This window comes from Stenotrophomonas sp. AN71, assembly GCF_050435725.1.
In the GTDB taxonomy this organism is placed as follows: Bacteria; Pseudomonadota; Gammaproteobacteria; order Xanthomonadales; family Xanthomonadaceae; genus Stenotrophomonas.
In genome coordinates, this window is the sequence record NZ_JBNDKU010000015.1 from 21,784 (window position 1) to 45,313 (window position 23,530).

The 23,530-nt window shown below is 65.4% G+C and carries 20 protein-coding genes and 1 tRNA gene; 3 read left to right on the forward strand and 18 right to left on the reverse strand.

The window, feature by feature from the left end:
• The first annotated feature begins 65 nt into the window (after positions 1-65).
• A complete protein-coding gene (locus tag ABH900_RS18710) occupies positions 66-2,396 on the forward strand; it encodes a TonB-dependent receptor (protein WP_429624630.1) in 2,331 nt (776 codons plus the stop codon).
• Between the two features lie 109 nt (positions 2,397-2,505).
• Here ABH900_RS18710 and ABH900_RS18715 read toward each other — a convergent pair whose 3' ends face one another.
• The 17 genes from ABH900_RS18715 to rlmE form a co-directional block, all read right to left on the reverse strand.
• Positions 2,506-3,132 (reverse strand): hypothetical protein, encoded by a 627-nt coding sequence (locus tag ABH900_RS18715; protein WP_429624631.1) that lies wholly within the window; start codon positions 3,130-3,132, stop codon positions 2,506-2,508.
• A gap of 351 nt (positions 3,133-3,483) precedes the next feature.
• Positions 3,484-6,576, reverse strand: coding sequence for an autotransporter domain-containing protein (locus ABH900_RS18720; protein ID WP_429624632.1), 3,093 nt, complete (start codon positions 6,574-6,576; stop codon positions 3,484-3,486).
• A 378-nt stretch (positions 6,577-6,954) separates the two neighbouring features.
• A tRNA-Ser gene (locus tag ABH900_RS18725) sits at positions 6,955-7,047 on the reverse strand.
• A 78-nt stretch (positions 7,048-7,125) separates the two neighbouring features.
• The gene (csrA, locus tag ABH900_RS18730) at positions 7,126-7,329 is read right to left on the reverse strand and encodes a carbon storage regulator CsrA (RefSeq protein WP_004152909.1); all 204 of its coding nucleotides are present in this window, start codon (positions 7,327-7,329) and stop codon (positions 7,126-7,128) included.
• 147 nt (positions 7,330-7,476) lie between these two features.
• On the reverse strand, positions 7,477-10,125 hold the full coding sequence (gene alaS, locus ABH900_RS18735; RefSeq protein WP_429624634.1) for an alanine--tRNA ligase: 2,649 nt from the start codon (positions 10,123-10,125) through the stop codon (positions 7,477-7,479).
• A 109-nt stretch (positions 10,126-10,234) separates the two neighbouring features.
• Entirely contained in the window at positions 10,235-10,726 is a 492-nt protein-coding gene (recX, locus tag ABH900_RS18740) for a recombination regulator RecX (RefSeq protein WP_429624635.1), read from the reverse strand.
• Between the two features lie 110 nt (positions 10,727-10,836).
• Positions 10,837-11,874, reverse strand: a complete 1,038-nt coding sequence (recA, locus tag ABH900_RS18745; protein ID WP_429624719.1) for a recombinase RecA — start codon at positions 11,872-11,874, stop codon at positions 10,837-10,839.
• Positions 11,875-12,078: 204 nt separating this feature from the next.
• The gene (gene lexA / locus ABH900_RS18750) at positions 12,079-12,714 is read right to left on the reverse strand and encodes a transcriptional repressor LexA (RefSeq protein ID WP_005412936.1); all 636 of its coding nucleotides are present in this window, start codon (positions 12,712-12,714) and stop codon (positions 12,079-12,081) included.
• Between the two features lie 194 nt (positions 12,715-12,908).
• Positions 12,909-14,591 (reverse strand): 2-polyprenylphenol 6-hydroxylase, encoded by a 1,683-nt coding sequence (gene ubiB, locus ABH900_RS18755; RefSeq protein ID WP_429624721.1) that lies wholly within the window; start codon positions 14,589-14,591, stop codon positions 12,909-12,911.
• Between the two features lie 34 nt (positions 14,592-14,625).
• Complete coding sequence (locus ABH900_RS18760; protein WP_005409020.1) at positions 14,626-15,120, reverse strand: CinA family protein; 495 nt, start codon at positions 15,118-15,120, stop codon at positions 14,626-14,628.
• A 103-nt stretch (positions 15,121-15,223) separates the two neighbouring features.
• Positions 15,224-16,534 carry a ribosome rescue GTPase HflX gene (gene hflX / locus ABH900_RS18765; protein ID WP_429624637.1) on the reverse strand — a complete coding sequence of 437 codons (1,311 nt, stop codon included), beginning with the start codon at positions 16,532-16,534 and terminating at the stop codon, positions 15,224-15,226.
• A 14-nt stretch (positions 16,535-16,548) separates the two neighbouring features.
• On the reverse strand, positions 16,549-16,824 hold the full coding sequence (gene hfq, locus ABH900_RS18770; protein WP_079221450.1) for an RNA chaperone Hfq: 276 nt from the start codon (positions 16,822-16,824) through the stop codon (positions 16,549-16,551).
• A 96-nt stretch (positions 16,825-16,920) separates the two neighbouring features.
• The gene (miaA, locus tag ABH900_RS18775; protein WP_429624638.1) at positions 16,921-17,874 is read right to left on the reverse strand and encodes a tRNA (adenosine(37)-N6)-dimethylallyltransferase MiaA; all 954 of its coding nucleotides are present in this window, start codon (positions 17,872-17,874) and stop codon (positions 16,921-16,923) included.
• On the reverse strand, positions 17,874-18,770 hold the full coding sequence (folP, locus tag ABH900_RS18780; protein ID WP_429624639.1) for a dihydropteroate synthase: 897 nt from the start codon (positions 18,768-18,770) through the stop codon (positions 17,874-17,876). The genes miaA and folP overlap by 1 nt, the downstream gene beginning before the upstream one ends.
• Before the next feature lie 376 nt (positions 18,771-19,146).
• Positions 19,147-19,332 (reverse strand): hypothetical protein, encoded by a 186-nt coding sequence (locus ABH900_RS18785; protein WP_429624640.1) that lies wholly within the window; start codon positions 19,330-19,332, stop codon positions 19,147-19,149.
• A gap of 100 nt (positions 19,333-19,432) precedes the next feature.
• Complete coding sequence (ftsH, locus tag ABH900_RS18790) at positions 19,433-21,367, reverse strand: ATP-dependent zinc metalloprotease FtsH (RefSeq protein WP_429624641.1); 1,935 nt, start codon at positions 21,365-21,367, stop codon at positions 19,433-19,435.
• 69 nt (positions 21,368-21,436) lie between these two features.
• The gene (rlmE, locus tag ABH900_RS18795) at positions 21,437-22,069 is read right to left on the reverse strand and encodes a 23S rRNA (uridine(2552)-2'-O)-methyltransferase RlmE (protein WP_008265654.1); all 633 of its coding nucleotides are present in this window, start codon (positions 22,067-22,069) and stop codon (positions 21,437-21,439) included.
• Between the two features lie 65 nt (positions 22,070-22,134).
• Here rlmE and yhbY point away from each other — a divergent pair, with 65 nt between their 5' ends.
• Positions 22,135-22,440, forward strand: coding sequence for a ribosome assembly RNA-binding protein YhbY (yhbY, locus tag ABH900_RS18800; protein ID WP_429624643.1), 306 nt, complete (start codon positions 22,135-22,137; stop codon positions 22,438-22,440).
• A 13-nt stretch (positions 22,441-22,453) separates the two neighbouring features.
• A complete protein-coding gene (locus tag ABH900_RS18805; protein ID WP_429624644.1) occupies positions 22,454-22,828 on the forward strand; it encodes an Mth938-like domain-containing protein in 375 nt (124 codons plus the stop codon).
• A gap of 56 nt (positions 22,829-22,884) precedes the next feature.
• Here ABH900_RS18805 and ABH900_RS18810 read toward each other — a convergent pair whose 3' ends face one another.
• A complete protein-coding gene (locus tag ABH900_RS18810) occupies positions 22,885-23,364 on the reverse strand; it encodes a hypothetical protein (RefSeq protein ID WP_429624645.1) in 480 nt (159 codons plus the stop codon).
• Positions 23,365-23,530 lie beyond the last annotated feature (166 nt).

Here is a 23,530-nt window from a genome sequence, read left to right on the forward strand (position 1 = left end):
GTCCCGCCCTTGCCGCTACAAATAGTTACGTTATAACATTTCACGTCATTTTCACGGAGCGTGTCATGCGTCGCCACCTGCTTGCTGCAGCCATCCTGTTTGCCGTCCACAGCGCGTATGCCGCGGATGAGCCCACCCTTCCCACTCTCCAGGTCCAGGCCTTCCAACCCTCGCGCATCGACAGCCGGGTTACCGTTGACAACCCGCAGGCGCAGAATCGCACTCTGGGCAACCTGCTTGAACACGTCTCCGGCGTGCAGAGCAGCGCGTTCGGGCCCAACGCCGGTGCTCCGGTCATCCGCAGCCTCAGCGGCAACCGCGTGCAGATCCTGCAGGACGGCCAGTCCATTCTCGGCATGAATGCGATCAGCGGTGACATCAACATTCCGTTCGACCCGCTGTTCGTGCGCAGCGTCACCGTCAACAAGTCCTCTGACACCGTGCGCTTCGGCGGCAACGCGATCGGCGGCAGCGTGGAGATCGACTCCGGCCTGATCTCGCGCACGATGGAAGACAAGGACCAGTCGATGGAGCTGGTCCTGCGCAAGGGCTTCAATGCGGCCGACGCCCAGGGCTTCCGCATGAACTTCAACAACCAGCGCAATCTCTCCACCAACCTGCAGGTGTCACGCCAGCGCATCTCGCACTACGACATCCCGGGCAACAGCAAGGCCAGCGTCTGCAACACCCGGCTGTTCCCGGCCACCGGTGGCGTCAACTCCGCACTGGCCGACAGTTGCCAGAAGGAAGCGCGCATCCAGCAGATCTACAACAAGGCCTCGCAGCCGTACATCGACCAGTTCATGACCGAGAACCCCGATTGGGCCGACGGTGATTTCTCGTTCTATACCAACAGCCCGACCTCGGTCTGGCAGCGCCGTACCTACATCAATCCCGCCAACCCGGCCTACGTGCCAGGCACGACGTCGTACGTGCAGAAGCAGATCAACAATGATGTGACGCCCGACTATCACCACCGGCTGGGCAACAGCTACTCGCGCAACTCGCAGGTGGCATTCGGCTCGACCCTGTTCTTCGACCGTGGCTACGTCGGTATCAGCATCGACGCCAAGGACAGCGAGTACGGCGTGCCGGGCTTCTCGATGCAGAACCTGTCGTTTGGTTCGAACTATGCCGATGGTCTGCCGGTGGGCGTGGTGATCAAGCAGGAACGCTATGCGCTGGAAGCGCTGCTGCGCGATCCGCTGCCCTGGTTCGAACGCGCCGAACTACGCGTTTCAAAGCTGGACAACACCTCGGGCGAGCGGCTGGGCGCCACCAGGGCCAACGACTACGACTTCGAAAGCACTCAGGCCGAGGTGCTGCTCAGCCACCAGCGGCTTGGCCCGCTCAGCGGCATGCTCGGCCTCAGCCATCAGTCGCGCGATGTCACCGGCAGCGGCTCGCTGCGCTACCTGCCCGACGTGGACACCCGCAGCAATGCGGTATTCCTGAAGGAGTCGCTGGACTTCGGCTGGGCCACCTTCGACGCTGGCGTGCGCCACGAACGCGTGGATCACGAACTGCGGCCCAGCCGCTTCAAGACCGCACGCAACGCTGCCAACACCCGGCTGGAGGATCGTTCCTACCGGCTCAACAGCTACAGTCTGGGCGCCTATGTCGAGCTGGGCCCGTTGTTTGCCGTCAAGGCGCGCTATTCGTCCTCGCAGCGCGCGCCGGAGATCAACGAGCTGTATGCCAGCAACGCGCACTACTCGGTGATGACCCAGGAAGAAGGCAACCAGAACCTCGAGCCGGAGCGCGCGAAGAACCTGGAGCTGACCGGTCTGTTCCATCTGGGCGGCTTCGAGCTGTCGGCCACCGCCTACCGCATGCGCTATGAGAACTATCTCTACCTCGGCTACTCCGGCGTGCAGACCGCCAACCGCCTGCCGTTGAAGTACTGGAAGCAGACCGACACCACGGTAAAGGGCTTCGAGATCGACGCGTCGCAGGCGCTGGACCTGGGCCGCTATGGCACCTTGAACGTCTCCGCCTTCGCCGATCTGGTGAAGAACAAAGCAGACCGCCCGGACTCGCTGCGTGCCCACAACGATGGCCAGTACCTGCCGAACATGCCGACCAACCGCTATGGGGCCAACCTGCAGTGGCAGCGCGAAGGCTGGAAGGCGCAGTTGTCCAGCACGTACTACGACACCCAGAGGTACCTCGGACGCAACGTCAGCGAGGAAGTGCCGCTGGATGCGTTCAACCTGGTCGATCTGCAGATCAGTCGCGAACTGCCGGTGCGCACGGCCTACATCGCCGGGATGGAAGTATTCGTCAACGGCAGCAACCTGCTCAACGAGGAAGCCCGCCCGCACAACTCGCCGCTGAAGTACATCGCGCCGCTGCCGGGACGTGGGTTCCAGGTGGGGGTGACCGTCAAGCTCTGAGGAAACACATGCTGAAGCGCCTGCAGGTCGATGATCTGCAGGCGCATCCCTGAATCTGGCGGAGTGGGAGCGGCCGCGATTTCCGCTGATGCCCGCCACACGTCACCCGCTAGCGCATTTCAACACAGCAGTCGTCGTATACCTTCGATGCGAGCTTCCGCGCAGCCTCGCGCTGCAGCGGATCCAACGTCGAGGCGAGTTCCTGTAGATCGCGTGGCCTCATGTGCACCGGGCTTGCCTTAGCTGCCGCCAATGCATATGCGTAAGCACTTACGCCATCGTGGGGAGTGATCCTCCCGATCGCGTATGCGCGCGACAACTGACTGACCGCGTCGATGCTGCCCGTTCGAGCCGCGTCATGGAGGTGGCCCATCGCGTTTTCCTTCCACCTGATCAGCGCTTCCGGGTGAACCAACCACTCCGATCGGGGCCCAACCACGGCTTCCGGATCAATGGCATAGAGCAGTTTCGCTTCTATTGACCCTTGGGACGCTGCCCTGGCAAGCCAGTGCCCGTGGTAAAGGCTCGGCGCAGCCACCAATGACTCGCACTCTCCAAGTCGCCGCTCATTGTCAACCAGACCCACTGGGTCCGGATGCATACCCGCATTGCGAAGAAAATCGAATGAAGCGACCGGGTCATTCTCTATCAGATCTCGGCACTCACGTACGGCAAGCTCCATCAGGTAGCTCGCGTCCGAATCACCCGCATCCGATCGCTTCTTCAGCGCGACCATGTACTCCAGCGCGTCCCCGGGAGGTCGTGGCTCACGGCTTCCCCCGATCTCATAGGCCTTCGGGCCAATCCAGCGGAAAACGGGGGAGTTCCTGGGCGGCCCCGCAAGTGGTACGGCGGTACCGGCCCGCGTCGGCAATGCATCGGCCGCAGCGGGACCACTTCTCGACGGCAGGTCACCGGTAACAGCAACACTTCGTTGGGGGCCTCCTTGCCTGCCCGGAACAAAGGCGCCAATCGCAATCAATGCCACAAGGCCACCCGCAAGCACCATCCACGTCACCGCACGCCAACGTCGCATCCACACCCCTCCCTGGACCACGCCAGCCGCTGCCTGACGTGGTCCAGTAGATCAGAACCTGTAACCCAGGCCCAGCATCACGCCATTCTGGATCTGCCCATCGCGGCGCTCGCCCACGTAGTCGGCCATGATCGACAGACGCTCGCTGGCGCGGCTGGTCACACCCACATTCCAGGCCAGCACCTGCTCGCCAACCGCCTGGCTGCTGGCGCCAAACACCAGGTCCGGCGCGGCGGCGAAACCGGTGCTGTAACGCGCCTGGGTATCGCCCAGTTCCTTCTGCCAGACCACGCGGGCACGCGGGGTGATGCGCTCACCCTTGTTGCCTTCGAAGGTCTTGAACAGCTGCAGGCCGGCACCGACCCGGATGCTCTCCAGGCTGCCACTGCGGCCGATCAGCGCACCGGCACCCTGCCCCTCGTTGAAGCGCGTGGCCGAGGTACGGGCGTAGTCCACCACCGGCAGCAGCGGCTGGATCACCAGACCCTTGCCGGTGGTGAAGGAGAACGCGTGCTCGACCCGCGCCGAGATCGCATCATTGCTGTACCTGGCGCGCAGTGGCTGCTGCAGGCCCTCGATGCCGTCGATGCTGCGGCGCGTGTCATGGCGCAGGTCGGTGTAGCGCACCGCGGCCGACAGGTAGCCACGCGAGTAAGTGGCATCCAGGTAGCCGCCGATATCCAGTGCACGCACATCGCCGGTGAAGCCGGAATTTCCGCTGCCCTTGGTCGACATGTCCGCCGCCGCAACGCTGACACCCAACGTCACACGATCGTCGGCCAGGCGCGTGTCGGCGCCGATCACGATGCCGCCCACGGTGTGGCTCAGGCCGGCAACGCCGCCCTCGGCGTCGATACGGCCATGGCTGGCGAAACCACGCGCCCAGAGGCCACGATTGCGGCCAGCCTCAGCACCACCCGCGGTACCGCCCGCCGTTGGCTCGACCAGATGCATGGCCAATTGATTGAACAGGCTGCCATGGCGGAGCCCCGGCTGTGTGGACACCGACTGTGCCACCTGCGAAGCCAGACCCTCGGCATCGCCACCGCTGCGCATTGCGGCCTGGTGCTGCTGCACCACGTTGCCGATGCTGCCCACCAGCGCGTTGTCGGCCAGGCGCAGACCGGCATGCGCATCGCCACGCAACGCACCTGCCTGCTGCGCGACCACGTCCCTGTCGGCGAACTGAAGCAGGCCGAGCAGAGGATGCAGGGCTGACGTCGATTGTGACGCCGCCGTTCTCAATGCTTCACCGAGTCCAGTGCCGGACACGCCATTGGCGAACACGGAAACATCATCGAAGGCCGGATTTGCGACCGCCCGGATGCCTTCGCCGGTCTGCAGGATGCTGAAGCTGAGCAGCGAGTTGTTGCGCGGATGGAACATGCGCTGGGCGGCGTCGGTACTGGTCAGGTCAACGCTGTATCCGGAGCCGTCCTGGCGCTCGGCTTTCGTGAAGGCCACCTGCCCGGGTTGCAGCGGCGCCACGCTTGCATCGAATGTGCTGCTGCGGTTCGCCAGCAGCTTGCCGGTCAGCTGGCTGCCTTCCTTGCTGCCATAGATGCGCCCCTCCACCAGCGGAATCGAAAGATCCTGCCGGTAGTACCCAGGTGCTACATCCAGCGCGAGCTTGCCTGCCGAACCGCCGATCAGGAAGCCTGGCGCCGTGATGGCCGACCCGTTTCCACAATTGAAGTACGTGCTGACGCTCTCGCAGCGATGCACCTCGAACGCACCGAGCACCAGACCCGCCTGGCTCGTTTCCGGGGTGATGTCGAACAGCAACCTGCCCGCGTTGGGATACGCGAAACTGACGTAGCCATTGACCGTCAGTTGCCCGCCCTGCGGATGAAGGTCACCGCCCGCCACTCGCAGCCTCGCAACCTGGGGGACGTTCCAGGGATAGTCGGGGCTGCTTTTGTCCTCGACATAGGCCGTGGCCCCGATGGTCCCGTGCCCGGTCAGCAGCGCTCCCGGGTCCAGCGTTGCGACGGCCGTGGAGATGCGCCCGCCCGCCATCACAGCGCGCCCCCCCTTCTTGATCAGAACCGTGTCCTTGTTGTCCAGTTCACTGCCCGCGCCGATGCCGAGCAGGCCCGACACCGTCGTGTCTTCCGCTTTCAGTCGCCCCCCTTCCAGGGTAACCGCGCCAGCGTCTCCCACGATCGTGTAAAGGGTGACCAGACGGCCGCTGGCTGTCACGTTCACATTGCCCGCTTCCGCCCACAGGATCTCGGTCCCGCTCGACGTATCGGCCAGCCATCTGCCACCACGTTCAAGTCGGATCATGCCGAAGACATCGCCGGACGCGACCTTGAGTGCATCGAACGATGCCGCACCGTAACCCACCGCATACTCATACTGCCCTGCGTGGAAATTGGGGTTCAGGTCGCCACGCGCACTCCCTGCCACACGGAGGTAGTCGGCGGACAGGTCGACGCGCTCTGACGTGGTGATGATCCGGTCACTGAAGATATCGACACCGTCATACACCGTGCAGTTGTCCACGGTCGGGCAGAACTGGGCCGGCTTGCCGGTCCTGGGATCGAAGTAAGTGAGAAAAGAACCGAACGGCACCTTCATCCCCTTGATGGCGCCCACGACGCGTGCGATGGCTTCCGGTGGCGCGGTACCCTGCATCATCTTCGCGTAGTGCAGATCGGAGACCTGCTGGGCGCTCGGCACCACTTTTCCGCCAGCCGTGCTGCCGTGGATCATGAAGATGTTCTCGGGATAGCTGGGGTCGATCTCGGGGAGATCGTAGTCGGCGATACGACGTTCAACGCCACCGATGAAGCTGGTGCCGCAGGCCGAAATGCACTTCCCCTGAAACACCGAGGTGATCCCGCGCTGGCGCAGCAGTTCTCCGGTTCCCCTGCCCGCAGCGGCGTCGCCGCCGGGGCTGTTGCGGAACACCACCTCGTTGATGACCCTGCCTTTGCTCGCCGCCGCATCCAGGATCATGCGCAGCCTGACGTGGTCCTGGTAGTTGACGCCACCCGTCGCGATGACCCGGTCACCATTGATGTGGAAGGTATAGGCCGAGGCTGCCATGGGAAGCCACGCACCCGCCAATGCAAGACAGACAGCGGCGCTGAGCGGAGTGCGGCGGCGGAATCCAGGCGCGCGGATAGCGCTTTTCATTTGGACCATCCTGAAAGGTAAGGGAGGACGCGGGGTCGTGCGGGCGCGGGCGACGGATTGACACTCGTCACGTCACGCGGTTGCTAACGCACGACCGAAGGCTCCTCCCCCAGTCAGAACCCGACCGGAATCGCGAACGTCGCCGGAACCGGCTGCTACCCCGAGCCTCATATGCCAGCCCAGGCCAGCAACCGGATCACGATGACGTGCGTCGGCAGTGAACACGTCGGTCCAGGCCTTGAACGGCGGCGAGCGCTGGGGGAATCAAACTGCCGCTGCAGGGAGAGCGGAGAACACGCCAACGCTGAAACATCAGAGCGGGCAGGAGAATTCGAGGCAACAAAAAAGCCCCTATTTCTAGGGGCTTTTTTGAGTAACTGGCGGAGTGAGAGGGATTCGAACCCTCGATAGAGCTTTTGACCCTATACTCCCTTAGCAGGGGAGCCCCTTCAGCCGCTCGGGCATCACTCCGGGGTTTTCACCGCGTCTGGTGCGTTGCACCTCAGCGGGGCGTGAATCATAACGTTAATCGAGTGCGAAGGTAAAGCGTTATTCGGCAGAATTTTCACTACCGGTGCCACCGGCTTCGTCACCACGCTGGATGCGCTGATAGATCTCTTCGCGATGCACAGCGACGTCCTTCGGCGCAGTGATGCCGATACGCACCTGGTTACCCTTGACGCCAAGCACGGTGACGCTCACCGAGTCACCGATCATCAGGGTTTCGCCGACGCGGCGAGTCAGGATCAACATTTTTGTAAGTCTCCATGGAACCGTGTGGAAGGGTATCCCCCACCGGCTTGACGCTCCGTCAAGAAGCGCTACCACGACAAAGGGAAAAGATTCGCAATGGTACCGCCAGCCGTCCCGCTCCTACAAGGAGGGGGACGGCGGGGTTCATCACAGGCGGGGGCTGACCCATTCGACGACTGCAGCCAGCGCAGTGGCAAGGGCGGGCCCGTCCTCGCCACCACCCTGGGCGAGGTCCGGGCGTCCGCCGCCCTTGCCCCCGATCTGACCGGCAATATGGGACAACAGTTCCCCGGCCTTGACCTTGCCCATTGCGCTGCCGTTCACGCCCGCGACCAGGGCAGCCTTGCCGTCCTGGGCGCCGGCCAGCACGATCACGGCGTCGCCCAGCTGCTGCTTCAGGCGATCCATGGCATCACGCAGGGCCTTGGCATCGAAACCCTCCAGGCGGGCAGCCAGCACCTTCACACCGGCGACCTCGACGGCCTGCCCGGACAGGTCGGCGGTGGCACCGGCGGCGGCCTTGGCCTTCACGGCCTCCAGCTCACGCTCCAGCTGCTTCTGCCGCTGGCCGAGCACACGGATCTTCTCGACCACGTCAGCGGCGCTGCCGCCGAGCAGTTCGGCGGCCTCGGCCAGGCGGGCCTCTTCGGCATCCACGTAATCCAGCGCGCCCTGGCCGGTGACCGCCTCGATACGGCGCACGCCGGCGGAGACACCGCCCTCGGAGGTGATCTTGAACAGACCGATGTCGCCCGTACGGTTGACGTGGGTACCGCCACACAGCTCGGTGGAGTAGTCACCCATCTTCAGCACGCGCACGTGTTCGCCGTACTTCTCGCCGAACAGCGCCATCGCGCCGAAGTCCAGCGCCTCCTGCATGCCCATGTTGTGCACTTCGGCGGCGTTGTTGGCGCGCACCTGCTGGTTGACCTTGCGCTCGATGATCGCCAGCTCTTCGGCGCTGATCGGCTGGAAATGCGAGAAGTCGAAGCGCAGGCGGTCCGGTGCCACCAGCGAGCCCTTCTGCTGCACATGGGTGCCCAGCACCTCGCGCAGCGCGGCGTGCAGCAGGTGGGTGGCCGAGTGGTTGAGGATGGTGGCGCCACGGCGCTCGCCATCGACCTCGCCGGACAGCACGTCGCCCACCTTCAGGCCACCTTTGGACAGGGTGCCGACATGGCCATGGAACTGGCCGGCAAACTTCTGGGTGTCGTCCACCGCCAGGTGCACGCCGTTGCCGGTCAGCACGCCGGTGTCGCCGACCTGGCCGCCGGACTCGGCATAGAACGGGGTCTGGTCGGTGATCACGATGACCGCATCGCCCGCATCGGCCGACTGCACCGGACGCCCGTCCTTCAGCACTGCCAGCACGGTCAGGCCTTCGGCCTGCAGGCGGTCGTAGCCAAGGAAGCGGGTCGGGCTGAGGGTTGCCACCAGATCGGCCGGCAACGTCACGCCACCACCAAACTTGCCGGCCGCACGCGCGGTCTCGCGCTGCTGCTCCATCGCGGCATCGAAGCCGGCGATGTCCACCGTCAGGTCACGCTCACGGGCGATGTCCTGGGTCAGGTCGAGCGGGAAGCCGTAGGTGTCGTACAGGCGGAACGCGTCTGCGCCCGGGATCACGCCATGGCTGGCCTTGGCCGCCACGTCCTCGAAGATCTTCATGCCGGCGTCGAGGGTCTCGGCGAAACGCTCTTCCTCAGCCTGCAGCGCTCGGGTCACGGTATCCACCGCTGCCGGCAGCTCCGGATAGGCAACGCCCATCTGCTCGACCAGGGTCGGCACCAGCTTGCTGAAGAACGGCTGGCGCACGCCCAGCATCCAGCCGTGACGCAGCGCGCGGCGGATGATCCGGCGCAGCACATAGCCGCGACCTTCGTTGGACGGCAGCACGCCGTCGACGATCAGGAACGAACAGGCACGGATGTGATCGGCGATCACGCGCAGCGACTTGTTCTCCAGGTCGGCGGTACCGGTCAGCTCCGAGGCCTTGCGGATCAGCGCCTGGAACAGGTCGATCTCGTAGTTGGTGTGCACGTGCTGCAGGATCGCCGCCAGGCGCTCCAGGCCCATGCCGGTATCCACGCACGGCGCCGGCAGTGGCACCAGGGTGCCGTCGGGCTGGCGGTCGAACTGCATGAACACCAGGTTCCAGATTTCGATGAAGCGATCGCCATCTTCATCCGGCGAACCCGGGGGGCCGCCGGCGATATGGTCGCCGTGGTCGTAGAAGATCTCGGTGCACGGGCCGCACGGACCGGTGTCGGCCATCTGCCAGAAGTTGTCCGAGGCGAAGGGTGCGCCCTTGTTGTCGCCGATACGCACGATGCGCTCTTCCGGAATGCCGACCATGTCGCGCCACAACGCGTAGGCTTCGTCGTCAGTCTGGTACACGGTGACCAGCAGGCGTTCGGCCGGCAGCTTCCAGACCTGGGTCAACAGCTCCCACGCCCAGGCGATTGCGTCCTTCTTGAAGTAATCGCCGAACGACCAGTTGCCCAGCATTTCAAAGAAGGTGTGGTGGCGAGCGGTGTAACCGACCTGATCCAGGTCGTTGTGCTTGCCGCCAGCGCGCAGGCAGCGCTGGACGTCGGCTGCGCGCACGTAGCTGCGCTTCTCCGCACCAAGGAACACGTCCTTGAACTGCACCATGCCGGAGTTGGTGAACAGCAGGGTCGGATCATTGCCCGGCACCAGCGGCGCCGACGGCACGATGGTGTGGCCTTTGCCCTTGAAGAATTCAAGGAAGTCGCTGCGGATCTGGGAAGTCGTGAATTTGGCGGATGCGTTCATTGGGGGCTGGCAGTCTGCGGGCCGGCGGACCCGGACCACCGGCCGCGCTGGCCAGGGTCACGAGGGACCGCCGAAAACCTAAAGGGTATCAGGCCCGGCGCCGCCAGTCTCAGTCATCCGGGTCGTAGCGGGTCGCCCGGCGGATGCTGTCGCCATCAAAGCCCCGCCGGGCCAGCAGATCGGCCGCCTTGCGCCGCTGTGCAAGGTCCTGCGGGCCGGCCTCGCCAAAGCGACGGCGGACCAGATCCCGGGCGTTCTCGGTCCAGTCCCCTTCAAAGGTGTCCATCGCCGCAGCAATCTGCTCGCTGTCCAGACCGTGGGTTCCCAGTTCGGCACGCACATGGATCGGCCCGTAACCGGTATTGGCGCGCATCCGCACCAGGTTCTCGGCGAACCGGGTGTCGTCCTGCCATCCAGCCTCGGTCAGCTTGTCGACCGCAGCCTGCGCCGCCTCGTCCTCGATGCCACGTGCGGTCAATTTGCGCGCCAGCTCCTTGCGCGAGTGTTCGCGACGCACCAGCAGGCCCAAGGCGCGCTGTACGGGCGTCTGTTCGCGGATACGGCGCTTGCGGCCGGGTGCCGGGGCGTCGGAATCGTGCATGCTCGCCTTCAATCAAATGCGCCGTCCCTGGCGCTTCCCCCGTCGGGGAATACCGAATCTGCAGGACAGGGCGACGTCACTGACGGCGCCGCCCTGCCCCACAGCAAGACTTACTCGTCGTCGCCTTCGTCGTCGCCTTCCTCGCGGGTGGCTTCGGTCGGCTGGAACTTCTCGCGCAGCTCAGCCTCGAGCTTGGCGGCAACGGTCGGGTTGTCGCGCAGATACCCACGGGCATTGTCCTTGCCCTGGCCGATGCGCTCTTCGCCATAGCTGTACCAGGCGCCGGCCTTCTCGACCAGCTTGGCCTCCACGCCCATGTCGATCAGTTCACCTTCGCGGCTGATGCCCTCGCCGTACAGGATCTCGGTGATGACCTGCTTGAACGGCGGTGCCAGCTTGTTCTTGACGACCTTGATCTTGGTCTGGTTGCCGATGATCTCGTCGCCCTTCTTGATCGCGCCAATACGGCGGATATCCAAGCGCACCGAGGCATAGAACTTCAGCGCGTTGCCGCCGGTGGTTACTTCCGGGCTCTGGCCCGGCATCATCACGCCGATCTTCATGCGCAGCTGGTTGATGAAGACCACCAGGGTATTGGAGCGCTTGATGTTGCCGGTCAGCTTGCGCAGCGCCTGGCTCATCAGGCGGGCCTGCAGGCCTGGCAGCTGATCGCCCATCTCGCCTTCGATTTCCGCCTTCGGGGTCAGCGCCGCAACCGAGTCGACCACCAGGATGTCCACCGAGCCGGAACGCACCAGCATGTCGGCGATTTCAAGCGCCTGTTCACCGGTATCCGGCTGCGACAGCAGCAGGTCGTCCACGTTCACGCCCAGCTTGCCCGCGTAGATCGGATCCAGCGCGTGCTCGGCATCGATGAAGGCCGCGGTGCCGCCCATCTTCTGGCATTCGGCGATGGCCTGCAGGGTCAGGGTGGTCTTGCCCGAGGATTCCGGCCCGTAGATCTCAACGACACGGCCCTTCGGCAGACCGCCAATGCCCAGTGCGATGTCGAGCATCAGCGAGCCGGTCGGGATGGCTTCAACGGGCTCGACCACGCGGTCGCCCATGCGCATCACCGAGCCCTTGCCGAACTGCTTCTCGATCTGGCCCAGAGCTGCAGCGAGGGCGCGCTTCTTGTTCTCGTCCATCGGATTGGTCCTTGCAGAGGTGATGTCGTTGGAGGTGCTGTCTTTGGGGGTCTTCTTTGCCATGGGTTCACTTTAAGTCGGACGTATCGCACAGGCTGAGATTCTGCCCGGCGCTCTGAAAAGAATTATCGGACATCCGTACCAACCTCAGTGGAACCAGAGAATCGCCACAAAAGACCGCGGGGTAATGCGCTATGGAACAGGTCAACGGTTGGGCCGCAGCAGGCCGCAATAGAGGCCCTCGATCGCGAAATCCTGGTCCGGCAACACCTCGATCGGCTTGTAATCGGGGTTGCGCGGCAGCAGGCGGATGCGGTCCTTGGCGATCTTCAGCAGCTTGACGGTGATCTCGTCATCGATGCGGGCCACCACGATCTGCCCGGAATGGGCGTCGCGGGTGCGATGCACGCCGATCAGGTCACCATCGAAGATGCCCTCGTCGATCATCGAATCGCCCTGCACCTTCAGCAGATAGTCCGGCGCTGGCGAGAAGAACACCCGGTCCAGCACCACGAAATCGTCCGAGCCGATGTCTGCACCGATCGGCAGGCCGGCCGCGACCCTGCCCAGCACCGGCAGGCGCAGGACGCTGTCGGGCAGGCCCGGCTCGGCCAGCTTCTCCACCGGCGGCGCCTGCACCAGGCGGATGCCGCGGGCCTGGCCCGGAATGCGACGGATCGCACCGGCCTGCTCCAACGCCTCCAGGTGGTACTGGGCCGCCCGTACGCCCTTGAAGCCGAACGCACGTGCGATTTCAGTCTGCGACGGCGGTGCGCCTTCGCTCTCGATACGCTCGGCGATCAACTGCAGGATCGCCTGCTGGGTGTCGGTCAGGTCCATGGTTAGTAGTATTACTACTAATACCCGTGACCGCAAGTGCCGAGGGCGACCCGGCGTGGTGTCGACCCAGGCCGACCTGTGGTGACCAGCCATGCTCGGCAAGCGTCGCCGGGCACGGCCCGGCGCTACCGGGGAATCGCTGCGCGATTCTGCGGTTCCTCTGGAACCGCGACAGGCGCACTTCGTGCACCTGCCTATGTGTGTTTACCGCTTCTCCAGATCGAGAACAGGATCCAGACGCCGCAGAAACCGGCGCCGATGAAGCCGCACACGCCCAGAGCCAGCAGCCAGCGGCTGGAGACACCACCGACACTGTGCATCACGATCGAAGAGCCGATGATCAACGCAGCGGTGACGATGCCCATCACCAGCCGGTTCGCCGCACGATTGACCTGCTCGCCGAACCCCTGCAGCGCGCTGGTCTCAACCTTCAGCTGCAACCGACCACTACGTGCGGCCTGGACCAGCTTGCGCAGGTCGCGCGGCAGCTCGCCGGCGAAATCGACCAGGCCCAGGAGGCTGCGTCGCCCACGCTTGAGCAGCGCCCGCGGCGCATAGCGTTGCAGTACCACGCGCTCCAGGAACGGGCGTGCTGCGCTGGCCATGTCGAAATCCGGGTCCAGCTGCCGGCCCATGCCTTCCAGTGTCAGGAACGCCTTGATCATCAGTGCCAGGTCGGCCGGCAGGGTCAGGCTGTAGCTGCGCAGCAGCTGGGTGATGTCGCCCAGCATCAGGCCGATGCGCAGGTCCTTCAGCGGCACGCCACGGTACTGGTCCACGAACTGGCTGATGTCGTGCTGCAGCCGGTTCTCGTCCACCTCCACGCCGCCGGCCCAGTCCAGCAGGACGTCGGCCACACCCTGGGGGTCCTGCTCGACCAACCCATGCAGCAGCTGCGCGACCTGGAAGCGGCGCACCTCGGACAGTGCGCCGACCATGCCGAAATCGATCACGCCGATGCGGCCGTCGCGCAGGTAGATGATGTTGCCGGGGTGCGGATCGGCGTGGAAGCTGCCGTCCTCCAGCACCATCTTCAACACGATGTCGGCGCCACGCCGTGCCAGTTCGCGGCGGTCCAGCCCCGCTGCATCGACGCCGGCCAGATCACGGCCCGGAATGCCGTCGACGAAGTCCTGGACGTTCAGGCTCTCGCAGGTCCATTGCCAGTGAACGCTTGGGATCAGGATGTCATCGCGGCCGCTGAAGTTGCGCGCGATACGCTCGGCGTTGCGGCATTCGGCGGCGAAGTCCAGCTCACGGCGCAGCGACACGGTGAACTGCTGCACGACCTCGGTCGGGCGGTAGCGGCGCAGGTCAGGCAGGCGCGCCTCGACGATCTCGGCCAGGCGCGCCAGCAGCCGCAGATCGGCCTCGACCACGTCACGGATGCCAGGGCGACGTACCTTCAGTACCACCTCGCGGCCGTCATGCAGGCGCGCACGGTGGGCCTGCGCCAGCGACGCGGCCGCCATCGGGGTTTCATCGAGGAAGGCGAACACCTGTGCCGGCGATGCGCCGAGGTCAGCCTCCAGCTGCTCGCGGATATCCGCGTAAGGAAGTGCAGGCACCGCGTTCTGCAGTTCGGACAGCTCGGCGATCCACTCCGGCGGCAGCAGGTCGACGCGCGTCGCCAGCACCTGGCCAAGCTTGACGAACGTCGGCCCGAGATCCTGCATTGCGCTGCGCACGCGCACCGGCGCGGTCATCCGCAGCAGCTCCTGGCGGTCCTCGTTCCAGTGCAGCAGGCGCCCTGCCCGCTCCAGCGTGGAGGCCAGGCCGATGCGCCGCACCACATCGCCGAAGCCATAGCGGATCAGGACGCCAGCGATTTCCTGCAGGCGGCCCAGGTCGCGGACGGTGCCCAGCGTTTCCCACATCATGCATGCTCCGGACGATTACCGGAGCAGCATGTCACAGCTGGGCGTCGATACCGCGCAATGCCGCCGCCACGGTCTGCCGGCGGATGGCTTCGCGGTCCCCGTCGAACTGGAACAGCTCGGCGCGGGCATAACCGCCACGGCGCTTCCAGCCGATCCAGACGCTGCCGACCGGTTTGTCCGGGCTGCCACCACCCGGACCGGCGATGCCGGTCACCGCCACGGCGATACCGGCACCGGAATTGACCAGTGCACCGGACACCATCTCCAGCACGGTTTCGCGGCTGACCGCGCCGAACTGCTCCAGGGTCTGCGCGCGCACGCCGAGCAGGCGCTGCTTGGCTTCGTAGCTGTAGACCACCATGCCGCAGTCGAAGAACGCCGAGGAGCCGGCGATATCGGTCATGCACTTGGCGATCCAGCCGCCACTGCAGCTTTCTGCGGTCACCAGCTGTAGCGAGGCCTGCTGCAGGCGCTGCCCGAGCGCGGCGGACTGGGCGTTGAGATCGGCGTCGGTGGGGATGGACATCGGCATGACGGTGCGGTGAAGAACCTGCACGTTGTACCGCAGATGACCGCCTGATGTCGCGGGCCGCAGCGATGGCAGGCGCCGGGCAGAACCCGGCGCTAGCTCACCACTCCGGCAGCTTTTCCGGCAGCAATGCACGGATCGGTGCACCGTCGGCGCTGGCGGCCAGCTTCTCGGCTTCGGCGATCGGCAGATCGACCTGCAGCAACCAGCCCTCTTCGTCAGCCTGTTCGCTGCGGATCACTTCCAGCTGGTGCAGGCGCGCGCGCAGGCGGCCGGCGTCCGGCGGCAGGCGCAGCTCGCCGGTGACATGCTGCAGGCCCAGGCGCTTGCCCAGCACTGCCTGCAGCAGGTCCAGGCCCTGCCCGTCGCGCGCGGAAATCCACACTCGCTCGCGGCGCGACTCGTCGGGCACGCCATCCTGTCCGTCATGACGGACATCAGCGCCGTCGATGCGGTCGATCTTGTTGAACACCAGCAACTGCGGCAGATCGCCGGCACCGACCGCGGTCAGCACCTCGTCGACCTGAGCGATGCGCTCCTCACGGTGCGGATCGGCAGCGTCAACCACATGCAGCAGAAAGTCGGCCTCGCGCGCCTCCGACAGGGTAGAGCGGAAGGCGGCGACCAGGTCATGCGGTAGATCACGGACAAAGCCGACGGTGTCGGCCAGCACCACGTTGCCACCGGGCACCGCGATGCGGCGCACGGTCGGGTCCAGGGTCGCGAACAGCTGGTCGGCGGCGTACGCTTCGGCACCGGTCATGGCGTTGAACAGGGTCGACTTGCCAGCATTGGTGTAACCCACCAGGGCCACCCGCGGCAGCTCGCTGCGCACACGCGCACGGCGCATCTGGGTACGCTGGACTTCCACCTTCTCCAGTCGCTTCTGCAACTGCTCTACCCGCTTCTGCAGCAGGCGGCGGTCGGTTTCCAGCTGGGTTTCACCCGGGCCGCGCAGGCCGATCGAACCACCACGCTGGCGCTCGAGGTGGGTCCAGCCGCGTACCAGCCGCGTGGCCAGATGGCGCAGCTGCGCCAGCTCGACCTGCAGCTTGCCTTCGTGGCTGTGCGCACGCTGGGCAAAGATGTCCAGGATCAGGCCGGTACGGTCAATCACCCGACGCTCGAGGAAGCGCTCAAGGTTGCGCTCCTGGCCGGGACTCAACGCATGGTTGACCAGGATCAGGTCGGCACCGGTCGCGTCGGCCGCGGCCTTGATCTCGTCCAGCTTGCCGCTGCCGATCAGGGTCGAGGGATTGGGACGGTCCAGGCGCGCGGTGATCGTCGCGGCAATGCTGGCCCCAGCCGAGCGGGCCAGATCACCGAACTCTTCCAGCACATCGTCTTCCAGCTTGCCGAAATGGGGCTGGATCAACAGGGCGTGTTCGCCCTTTTTCGAGCGGTCAAACATTCACCACTCCGGTCTTACTCGTCTGCTTCATCACCCGCCTGACCATTTTCACCTGACTGCACATAGCCACCGCCCGGACCGACCTTCACATTGCGTGCCGGAACCACGGTGGAAATGGCGTGCTTGTAGACCATCTGGCTGACCGTATTGCGCAGCAGGACCACGAACTGGTCGAACGATTCGATCGTGCCCTGCAACTTGATGCCGTTGACCAGGTACACCGAAACCGGCACGCGTTCGCGCCGCAGTGCGTTCAAGAAAGGATCCTGCAGCGATTGCCCCTTGGACATTGCACACTCCTGATTATTGTTCTTATTGGGTTGCCGACGGTTGCCACGGCCCCCGAGCCGACCGCCGACCGATGATGTTACACGGCTGGCGGGGATTCAGCGTGCGACGAAGGTCGACACGGCGCCGGCCAGGCGCTCCTGATCCATATGGGGGTCGAACCAGCGCGCATCAAGCTCGCCGCGCAGCCAGGTCAGCTGGCGCTTGGCCAGCTGACGGGTGGCGAAGATGGCCTTGTCACGGAAACGGGCGGCGTCGCCCTCCCCGTCCAGGTATTCCCAGGCCTGGCGATAGCCCACCGCGCGCACCGCTGGCAGGTCCAGCGGCGACTCCACCGCAGCCATCTGCGGCATCGCGCGCAGCGCCCGCACCTCGTCGAGGAAGCCCTGCGTCAGCATGGCCTCGAAGCGCGCTTCGATGCGCTGATGCAGTACGGCGCGGTCGCGCGGCGCCAGGATCAGCTTGAGGGTGCGCACCGGCAGCGGCGCCACACCCGGCCGCCGCTGCCATTCAGAGATGGGGGTACCGGTCAGGCGATAGACCTCGAGCGCTCGCTGGATGCGCTGCGGGTCGGTGGCGTGGATGCGCGCGGCGGCGGCCGGATCGACCTTGGCCAGTTCCGCATGCAGCGCCGCCCAACCGCGTTCGCCTGCCTCGGCGCTGAGCGCTTCGCGCGTCGCCGGATCGGCCTCCGGCATCGGCGACAGGCCCTGCAGCAGGGCCCGGAAGTACAGCCCCGTGCCACCCGCCAGGATCGGCAACTTGCCACGCGCGACGATGTCGGCCACGACCCGGCCGGCATCAGCGGCAAATTCGGCCGCCGAATAGGTCTGCCACGGATCACGCAGGTCCAGCAGGTGGTGCTGCGCCAGTGCGCGCTCAGCGGCGTCGGGCTTGGCCGAACCGATATCAAGGTGGCGGTACACCAATGCCGAGTCGACGCTGACGATCTCACCATCCAGCTGCCGCGCCAGGGCGATCGCCGTGGCGGTCTTGCCACTGGCAGTCGGCCCCATCACGGCGATCGCCAAGGGCCGCCGGTCGATGCCCATCAGTCTTCGTCCGGCCAGCGGATCGTCGGCGCAGCGTCGGCACGCGGCGTCGGCACAGCTTCCACCGCCTGCCAGATCTTCAGCGCATCGACCGTGGCCGCCACGTCATGCACGCGCACGATGCGCGCGCCACGCTGGACCGCAATCAGGTGCGCGGCCACCGAAGCCGCCACTCGTTCGGAGGGCGTGTCGCGGCCGGTGAGTTCTCCCAGGCTGCGCTTGCGAGACAGACCGGCCAGCATCGGCACACCCAGTTCCAGGAAGCGCTCCGAACGCGCCAGCAGGGTCATGTTGTGGGCGGTGGTCTTGCCGAAGCCGAAACCGAGATCGATCAGCAGGTTCTTCTTCGCGATACCTGCCATCTCGGCGGCGAACAGGCGCTGCACCAGGAAACCGTGCACCTCGGCGACCACGTCGTCGTAGTGCGGACCGGCCTGCATGTGGCCCGGTTCGCCCTGCATGTGCATCAGCACCACCGGCACGCCGGTTTCAGCGGCGGCGTCCAGCGCCCCCTCCTGACGCAGGCCGAAGATGTCGTTGATCATGCCGGCGCCTGCGGCCACCGCCGCACGCATCACGTCCGGCTTGAAGGTATCGATGCTGATCGGCACCGAGGTGCGGGCGGTCAGCTGCTCGATCACCGGAATCACCCGGCGCAGCTCGTCCTCGACCGATACCGGCGCGGCGCCCGGACGGGTCGATTCGCCGCCGATGTCCAGCAGATCGGCACCCTCCTCGACCAGTTTCAGGCCGTGCGCGACCGCCGCCTCGGTGCTGCCGTGCGCGCCGCCATCGGAAAACGAGTCCGGGGTGACATTGACGATGCCCATGACCCGGGCACGGTCGAGGCGCAGGATGCGGCCGGCGCAATCGAGCTGGGGCGAGGTATCGAACATGGGCAATCCTGCAGGGACAACAGCGGGTAGTTTAGTTCGGCAGGGCGGCGCCCTGCACCCGCAGAGGCAACGGCCGAAGCCAAAACCAAAGCGGCTCTGAATTGCTGATGGCCTGGCGGGGCGGTGTGGGGCAGCAGGACACGCCGTAAACCCATCCTTGGGGGCTCGTTGGCGCCATCCATGGCGCCAACGGTCCTGCAGCCCCACACCGCCCCACCTCCGACAGATTCTCGCGATCTGCAGTAGATCCACGCCATGCGTGGATGCTCTTCGTTCAATTGTCGAAATGTTCGATTTCGACGGAGATTGATCCACGCATGGCGTGGATCTGCCGTGTCGACCAAGGTCGACACCTACCAACACCTGCCGAGACCCCTCAACGGCGGCGGCGCTTGCGGTCCACGTACAGGGTCTTGGCGATGCTCAGCACGATGCCGACCACGATGCCCACCACGCAGCCCAGCAGCAGGTTGTCGGCGCCCAGGCCTACGCCCACGCCGACCACAGTGGCGATGACCATTTCGACGGTGTGGGAAATCGGTTCGGGCTTCGGGGCGGACATGCGGGCTCCAGCGTCAGTTCGGTTCTTCGGGAGGGTTTGACCCCAGAAACGACGAAGCCGGGTTGCCCCGGCCTCGTCTGGTATCACCTGCAGCCGGCCGTCAGTGCGATTCGGCCGGGCCTGCGATCGGAGGCAGCGGACGGGCATCGCCGCCCTTGTCGTTGCCACCGTCCTTGTTGGACTTGTTCCAGCCCATCGGCGGCGGCGGATCGCGACCTTCCATGATGGCGTCGATCTGCGGCGCATCGATGGTTTCGTACTGCAGCAACAGCTGCGACATCGTGTGCAGCTTGTCGATGTTGGCCGTCATCAGCTCGGTGGTGCGCGCGTAGGCCTCGTCGAGGATGTTGCGCACTTCCTCGTCGATACGGCGAGCGGTGTCGTTGGACACGCTCTTGTGCTGCGTGACCGAACGACCCAGGAACACCTCGTCGTCTTCTTCGCCATAGGCGATCGGGCCAAGCTGGTCGGACAGGCCCCACTTGGTGACCATGTTGCGGGCCATCTTGGTGGCGCGCTCGATGTCGTTCGAGGCACCGGTGGTGACCTTGTCGGCACCGAAGATCAGTTCCTCCGCCACGCGCCCACCGTACAGCGAGCACAGCTGCGACTTGATCGCCACGCGGTTCATCGAGTACTTGTCACCTTCCGGCAGGTACATGGTCACACCCAGCGCACGACCGCGCGGAATGATGGTGACCTTGTAGACCGGGTCATGCTCGGGCACCAGGCGGCCGACGATGGCGTGGCCAGCCTCGTGGTAGGCAGTCAGCGTCTTCTCTTCCTCGCTCATGGCCATCGAGCGGCGCTCGGCACCCATCAGGATCTTGTCGCGGGCACGGTCGAAGTGGTCCATGCGGACTTCCTTCTCGTTGCCACGCGCGGCGAACAGGGCCGCCTCGTTGCAGAGGTTGGCCAGGTCGGCACCGGAGAAGCCCGGGGTACCGCGCGCGATCACCATCGGCTCGACGTCATCGGCCAGCGGCAGCTTGCGCATGTGCACCTTCAGGATGTGCTCGCGGCCCTTCACGTCCGGCAGGCCGACCACGACCTGACGGTCAAAGCGGCCCGGACGCAGCAGCGCCGGGTCCAGCACGTCCGGACGGTTGGTCGCGGCGATCACGATCACGCCCTCGCCACCTTCGAAACCGTCCATCTCGACCAGCAGCTGGTTCAAGGTCTGCTCGCGCTCGTCATGACCGCCGCCCAGGCCGGCACCACGATGACGACCGACGGCATCGATTTCGTCGATGAAGATGATGCACGGGGCGTGCTTCTTGGCCTGCTCGAACATGTCACGCACGCGGCTGGCGCCGACGCCGACGAACATTTCCACGAAGTCCGAACCGGAGATCGAGAAGAACGGCACCTTGGCTTCGCCGGCGATGGCCTTGGCCAGCAGCGTCTTGCCGGTACCCGGCGGGCCGACCATCAGCACGCCGCGCGGGATCTTGCCACCCAGCTTGGTGAACTTCGACGGGTCGCGCAGGAAGTCGACCAGCTCGCCCACTTCTTCCTTGGCCTCGTCGCAACCAGCGACGTCGGCGAAGGTGACCTTGATCTGGTCCTCGCCCTGCAGCTTGGCGCGCGACTTGCCGAAGGACATCGCGCCCTTGGCACCGCCGCCACCGCCCTGCATCTGGCGCATGATGAACAACCAGAAGCCGATGATCAGGATGACCGGCAGGAAATTCATCAGGATCGCGCCAAGGGAGATGCCGCTGGACGGCTCGTCCTGCACGATCTCTACATTCTTGGTGCGCAGCACGTTGATCAGGTCACGATCGAACGGAGCGGTGATGGTGGACGACTGCCCACCACGGGTGGTGTAGGTCAGCTGGCTGGTACCACCGCGCATGTCACCGCCGAAGGCGACCTTCTGCACGTTGCCGCTGTCCACCTGGTCCAGGAACTGCGAATACGACGCGCCCTGCGCCCCAGCCCCGGAGGTCTTGGGCGAGAAGCTCTGGAAGACCACCATCAGCACGACGGCGACGACCACCCATAGCAGGAGGTTCTTGGTCAAGTCGTTCATCCTCATTGGCTCCGGTGTTCCTCTTAGTGCTGGCGTTGCGTTGGGGTCGAACTTGCGTACATTGCGAGCTTACTTCATGTGGGCGCGTTTTCCCTGACCCAAGGCATACACCTCGGGCGAGCGCTTGCGCGAGGCTTCCGGCTTGCGGATGGAGACCTTGTCGTACCGGCGGCGCATCTCGCGCACGTAGTCGTCAAAGCCTTCGCCCTGGAACAGCTTGATCAGGAACGCCCCACCGGTCTTGAGGTGGTTGTCGGCAAAATCCAGGGCCAGCTCCGCCAGGTGCATCATCCGCGGCTGGTCAACCGCGCCCACACCACTCTTATTGGGGGCCATGTCCGACAGCACAAGGTCTACCGGCTGATCCCCGAGCATGGCTTCAAACTGCGATAGGACGGTTTCTTCCCTGAAGTCACCGTGAAGGAACTCCACACCGGCCAGGGGCGGCATGTCCAGAATGTCCAGGGCCAGCACCCGGCCGGTATCGCCGATCTGTCTCCGTACCTGCTGCGACCAGCCGCCCGGCGCCGCGCCAAGATCGACCACGACCATGTGCGGCTTCAGCAACCGGTCACGTTCAAGCAGCTCTTCGAGCTTGTAGGCCGCGCGCGAGCGCATGCCTTCGGCCTGGGCCTTCTTCACGAAGGGGTCGGAGAAGTGTTCCTTGAGCCAGCGCTGGCTGCTTTTGCTGCGGGTAGCCATTGAAAATAGGGGCTGATGGGGTCCTCATGATACCCTGATCGCCCTATTCAACCGTGTTTTCCTGCATGTCCATCGCCCTGACCGCCTCCCAGACCCGTTTCCTGCGCGGCCACGCCCACGACCTGAAGGCCCTGCTGCAAACCGGCGGCAAGGGCGTGACCCCGGCCTTCATCGCTGAGCTGAACGAAGTGCTCGAGCGCCACGAACTGGTCAAGGTGAAGGTCGCTGCCGAGGACCGCGACGCCCGTGACGTGATGATCGGCGAGATCGTCGCAGCCACCGAGAGTGCACTGGTGCAGCGCATCGGCCACGTCGCCGTGCTTTACCGCCCGAGCAAGGAACAGCGCCAGATCGTGCTGCCGCGCGGCTGACCGGCCTACCGTCATGCAGCTGAACCACGAACCGCCTGATTACGCCTACAGCCTGCGCGCCGCCGATGGCCGCTCGGCCAGGGTCAACGAGCAGGTGCTGGGCAGCAGCTTCTTCCTGACCCCGGAACAGCTGGTCGCGCAGTGGCCGGTGGCGCGCGCCGCCGAGCTGCAACTGGCTGACCTGGAGCCGATTCTGGCCCTGAACCCGGCGTTGATCGTGCTCGGTACCGGCGAGCGCCAGGTGTTTCCGCCGGCTGCCGTGATGGCCGCCTGCCTGTCGCGCGGCATCGGCCTGGAAGTGATGAACAACCCAGCCGCCGCGCGCACCTTCAATATCCTCGCTGGCGAAGGGCGCAAGGTCGCCGCCGCCTTCATTCTCGAAGGCTGACGCGCCAGCCTGAAAGCAGGCCGACGGGCCTGAGCCGGCGCGGCTCGCCGGATCCGTTACGGCACGCAGCGGACGCCGGCGAACTCCTTCAGCCGCCCGATCAGGCTGCCACCCTGCACCCAGCGGACATCCATGACCTGCCAGTCCTGCTCCTGCCTCTGCAGCAGGACCCGGTCGGTCCAGCGATAGTCGCCTACCGCCATCTCCACGGGTACCCAGGTGGCATCGCCGCTCGCACCGGGCGGCCCAACCGTTACCGTTTCCGGTCGATCCGGTGCCATGAGATAGGGGCTCTGGTCCAGCATGTACGGCTTTTCGTCGGGCGCAGCCAGCGCGGCGCAGGCCTGTTCGTACGCGCGCTGCGCATTGATGGCTGCGCGCAGGGCATCGCCCAGCAACGGCTCCATCACCGCCTGATCCGACCCGCCGGCCTGTATGGCCGCGTAGAAGCGGGTGACGACATCATGTGGATTGTTGGCTGCGGCAATCAGGGGCGTGGCGAAGAGAAGCACGAAGACTGAAGAAAAGCGGGTCATGCGGCACCGGAGACGGCTGGGTCCGCTGCAGAATGCCGCCTCCCCGGCGGTCCTGGAAGATGGACAAACGGCAATCAGAGGCGCAAATGGCCATTGCCGTTCAGTCTGGGCGCACGCCGGGCATGGCCCGGCGCTACCGAAAATCGCGGTCGCTGCCGGGCTCGGG

Coding starts and splice junctions, on each gene's coding strand:
- ABH900_RS18710 (WP_429624630.1), top strand. CDS start 66: ATGCGTCGCCACCTGCTTGCTGCAGCCATCCTGTTTGCCGTCCACAGC.
- ABH900_RS18715 (WP_429624631.1), bottom strand. CDS start 3,132: ATGGTCGCGCTGAAGAAGCGATCGGATGCGGGTGATTCGGACGCGAGC.
- ABH900_RS18720 (WP_429624632.1), bottom strand. CDS start 6,576: ATGAAAAGCGCTATCCGCGCGCCTGGATTCCGCCGCCGCACTCCGCTC.
- csrA (WP_004152909.1), bottom strand. CDS start 7,329: ATGTTGATCCTGACTCGCCGCGTCGGCGAAACCCTGATGATCGGTGAC.
- alaS (WP_429624634.1), bottom strand. CDS start 10,125: ATGAACGCATCCGCCAAATTCACGACTTCCCAGATCCGCAGCGACTTC.
- recX (WP_429624635.1), bottom strand. CDS start 10,726: ATGCACGATTCCGACGCCCCGGCACCCGGCCGCAAGCGCCGTATCCGC.
- recA (WP_429624719.1), bottom strand. CDS start 11,874: ATGGACGAGAACAAGAAGCGCGCCCTCGCTGCAGCTCTGGGCCAGATC.
- lexA (WP_005412936.1), bottom strand. CDS start 12,714: ATGGACCTGACCGACACCCAGCAGGCGATCCTGCAGTTGATCGCCGAG.
- ubiB (WP_429624721.1), bottom strand. CDS start 14,591: ATGTGGGAAACGCTGGGCACCGTCCGCGACCTGGGCCGCCTGCAGGAA.
- ABH900_RS18760 (WP_005409020.1), bottom strand. CDS start 15,120: ATGTCCATCCCCACCGACGCCGATCTCAACGCCCAGTCCGCCGCGCTC.
- hflX (WP_429624637.1), bottom strand. CDS start 16,534: ATGTTTGACCGCTCGAAAAAGGGCGAACACGCCCTGTTGATCCAGCCC.
- hfq (WP_079221450.1), bottom strand. CDS start 16,824: ATGTCCAAGGGGCAATCGCTGCAGGATCCTTTCTTGAACGCACTGCGG.
- miaA (WP_429624638.1), bottom strand. CDS start 17,874: ATGGGCATCGACCGGCGGCCCTTGGCGATCGCCGTGATGGGGCCGACT.
- folP (WP_429624639.1), bottom strand. CDS start 18,770: ATGTTCGATACCTCGCCCCAGCTCGATTGCGCCGGCCGCATCCTGCGC.
- ABH900_RS18785 (WP_429624640.1), bottom strand. CDS start 19,332: ATGTCCGCCCCGAAGCCCGAACCGATTTCCCACACCGTCGAAATGGTC.
- ftsH (WP_429624641.1), bottom strand. CDS start 21,367: ATGAACGACTTGACCAAGAACCTCCTGCTATGGGTGGTCGTCGCCGTC.
- rlmE (WP_008265654.1), bottom strand. CDS start 22,069: ATGGCTACCCGCAGCAAAAGCAGCCAGCGCTGGCTCAAGGAACACTTC.
- yhbY (WP_429624643.1), top strand. CDS start 22,135: ATGTCCATCGCCCTGACCGCCTCCCAGACCCGTTTCCTGCGCGGCCAC.
- ABH900_RS18805 (WP_429624644.1), top strand. CDS start 22,454: ATGCAGCTGAACCACGAACCGCCTGATTACGCCTACAGCCTGCGCGCC.
- ABH900_RS18810 (WP_429624645.1), bottom strand. CDS start 23,364: ATGACCCGCTTTTCTTCAGTCTTCGTGCTTCTCTTCGCCACGCCCCTG.